Origin of the sequence: Aerococcus sp. UMB1112A (assembly GCF_030230715.1) — a bacterium.
GTDB lineage: Bacteria > Bacillota > Bacilli > Lactobacillales > Aerococcaceae > Aerococcus.
Window position 1 is genome coordinate 1 of record NZ_JASPDS010000050.1, and the last position, 2,293, is coordinate 2,293.

Annotated in this window: 3 protein-coding genes; 1 reads left to right on the forward strand and 2 read right to left on the reverse strand. The window is 37.1% G+C overall.

The features are described from left to right. Positions 1–627: restriction endonuclease subunit S (locus QP860_RS10445; RefSeq protein WP_231543990.1), on the forward strand; the 627-nt coding region annotated here is incomplete at its 5' end. 38 nt (positions 628–665) lie between these two features. Here QP860_RS10445 and QP860_RS10450 read toward each other — a convergent pair. Beyond that, positions 666–1,583 (reverse strand): site-specific integrase, encoded by a 918-nt coding sequence (locus tag QP860_RS10450; protein WP_003614140.1) that lies wholly within the window; start codon positions 1,581–1,583, stop codon positions 666–668. Positions 1,584–1,624: 41 nt separating this feature from the next. Then, positions 1,625–2,293 (reverse strand): restriction endonuclease subunit S (locus tag QP860_RS10455; RefSeq protein ID WP_191669808.1); only part of this gene is annotated, 669 nt, incomplete at its 5' end.

The following is a 2,293-nucleotide window of genomic DNA, read 5'->3' on the forward strand; positions in this document are numbered from 1 at the left end:
ATCACTTTACATGAAGAAAAGAAACACCAACTTGAGAGCCTTAAAAGCGCTTTACTGCAAAAGATGTTTGCTAACAAAAACGGATATCCAGCTGTTCGGTTTGAGGGATTTAGTAATGAATGGGAGCATTGTAAGCTGGGGGATGTGGCTGATATTACAACTGGATCACGTAATCACCAAGATTCTGTCACAGACGGTAAATATCCTTTCTTTGTTCGTTCGGACAAAGTAGAGCGGCTTAATGAATACGACTTTGATACAAAGGCTATCTTGGTTCCAGGTGATGGACGGATTGGAGAAATTTTTCATTACTATAACGGAAAGTTTGCCTTACATCAGCGAGTATATAAAGTTGACAACTTCAACGGAATTAACGAGTTGTTTTTATTAGGTCTATTCAAATACAGTTTTAAAGAACATGCTTTAAGGCTAAACGCACAGGGAACTGTACCATCTTTGAGATTGCCTATGTTTACTAATTGGAGCATCTCAGTTCCTATGATAACCGAGCAAAAAAGAATTGGGGTTTTCTTTCAGAAACTCGAGCAAACCATCTCTCTATATGACCACAAATTGGAATTGCTAAAAAAAGTGAAAAGATCAATGTTGCAAGCGATGTTCATATAGTTTAAAAGGATAGCGACACCAAGTCGCTATCCTTTTCCTTACAATGCAGCCAAGTGCTGCATTATTTTTGTGTTGTCTTTATTCTCAAGTTCTTGAATAATGTGCAGATAAGTCTGTTGTGTGGTCGTCATATCAGCATGTCCTAAGCGCCTCGCAACACTTGCAATAGAAACACCGGCAAATAAAAGTAACGAAGCATGGGTATGGCGCAGCCCGTGTACAGAGATAACAGGGATATTTAATTCCTCACAGTGCTTCTTCAGTAAATTATTAACTGTTGAGTTAAAAACTCGCTTTTGGGCAAAAATAGGCTCTCCATTAGGCAAATCTTGAATGACTTGATTGAGCTGCATAGCAAGCTTCCAGTCGATGGGGACTTTTCTAACCGACGATGCATTTTTGGTTTGCTTAAAACTTCCCGTATAGCTCTTATAGTCCCAAGTTTTATCTACGTTGATCGTTTGCTGCTCTAAATCTATGTCTTCTTTAGTGAGCCCTAAAGCTTCGCTAAATCGCAAGCCCGTTTTAGCAATCAAAAGGATCATCCAATCAAAATTTGGGAAAGTTGACAAATCTAAGTGACGAAGTAACAACTTCAATTCAAATTCATTCAAATACTTTGACTTCTTTTCGGAAGGTTCCTTTCCCTTAACCACGATTTTCCTTGTTGGATCTCTTTGAATATAGCCTTCGTCATACGCATCCAGTAACATAGCCTTCAGTTGATGGTGAAAATCCATTACTGTTGCTTTCTCATGAGTTTGAGCAAAAGTATTTAAGATTTGCTGATATTCAAGTCTTGTAATATCGACTAATTTTAGATTAGGCGCAATTTCTTGTAAATGGCGATGAGATAGCCAGTACTTATCTAGAGTCCTTTCTCGAACTGCTCCATCCTTGTATACCTCAATCCATTGAGCAAAATAGTCATGTAGTAAAATTTGTTTCTTGCGCATAAAAATCTCCTTAGCAAATATCTTGCTAGGAAGATTTTAGTTTAGATGAACATCTTTTGTAATAGAGATTGCTTGATAGTATTTAAGTCATCTAATTTCTGTTGATAAAGCGTGATAAGGTTGTCAATTACCTTATAAAGATTACCGATTAACCGCTGTTCTTTAGAGTTAATTGGAATATTAACTCCAATTTGTGCTAAGTCCTGCGAATTTATTGCTGGATAGCTTGTACCGGTACATGCATTCATAACTTTTCTTACAAAACTCTTCGTTTGGACGAGGCAAAGTAAGAAATAACCATCTATCAATGGTCTTAATTGAGCATATCCAGTTGAAAAAACGTAAGCATTATCTTTATTATCAAACAAATAATTGTTTTGTTGATATGGTCTTACAGTTTGATAGAAGAGATCACCTACTTGTGCTAGGCGTTGTGCCCTCGATGGAGCATCAAATTTTGAGATCGTTTTATGCGATATCATTTCAACTCCAATCACAGAACCCAAATCTACGTATTCGAACGATGTAGGCAAAGTACCTTTCGGATTAAATATCGCTAAATCATTTAGTATATGTCTTTCCCATCTCTCGTCAAAGCCTTTAAACCGAACATCCGGATCCCCACTCTTGTTCTTGTTAGCGAACATTTTCTGCAGTAAAGCGCTTTTTAAGCATTTAAGTTGCTGTTTCTTTTCCTCATGTAAAGTGAT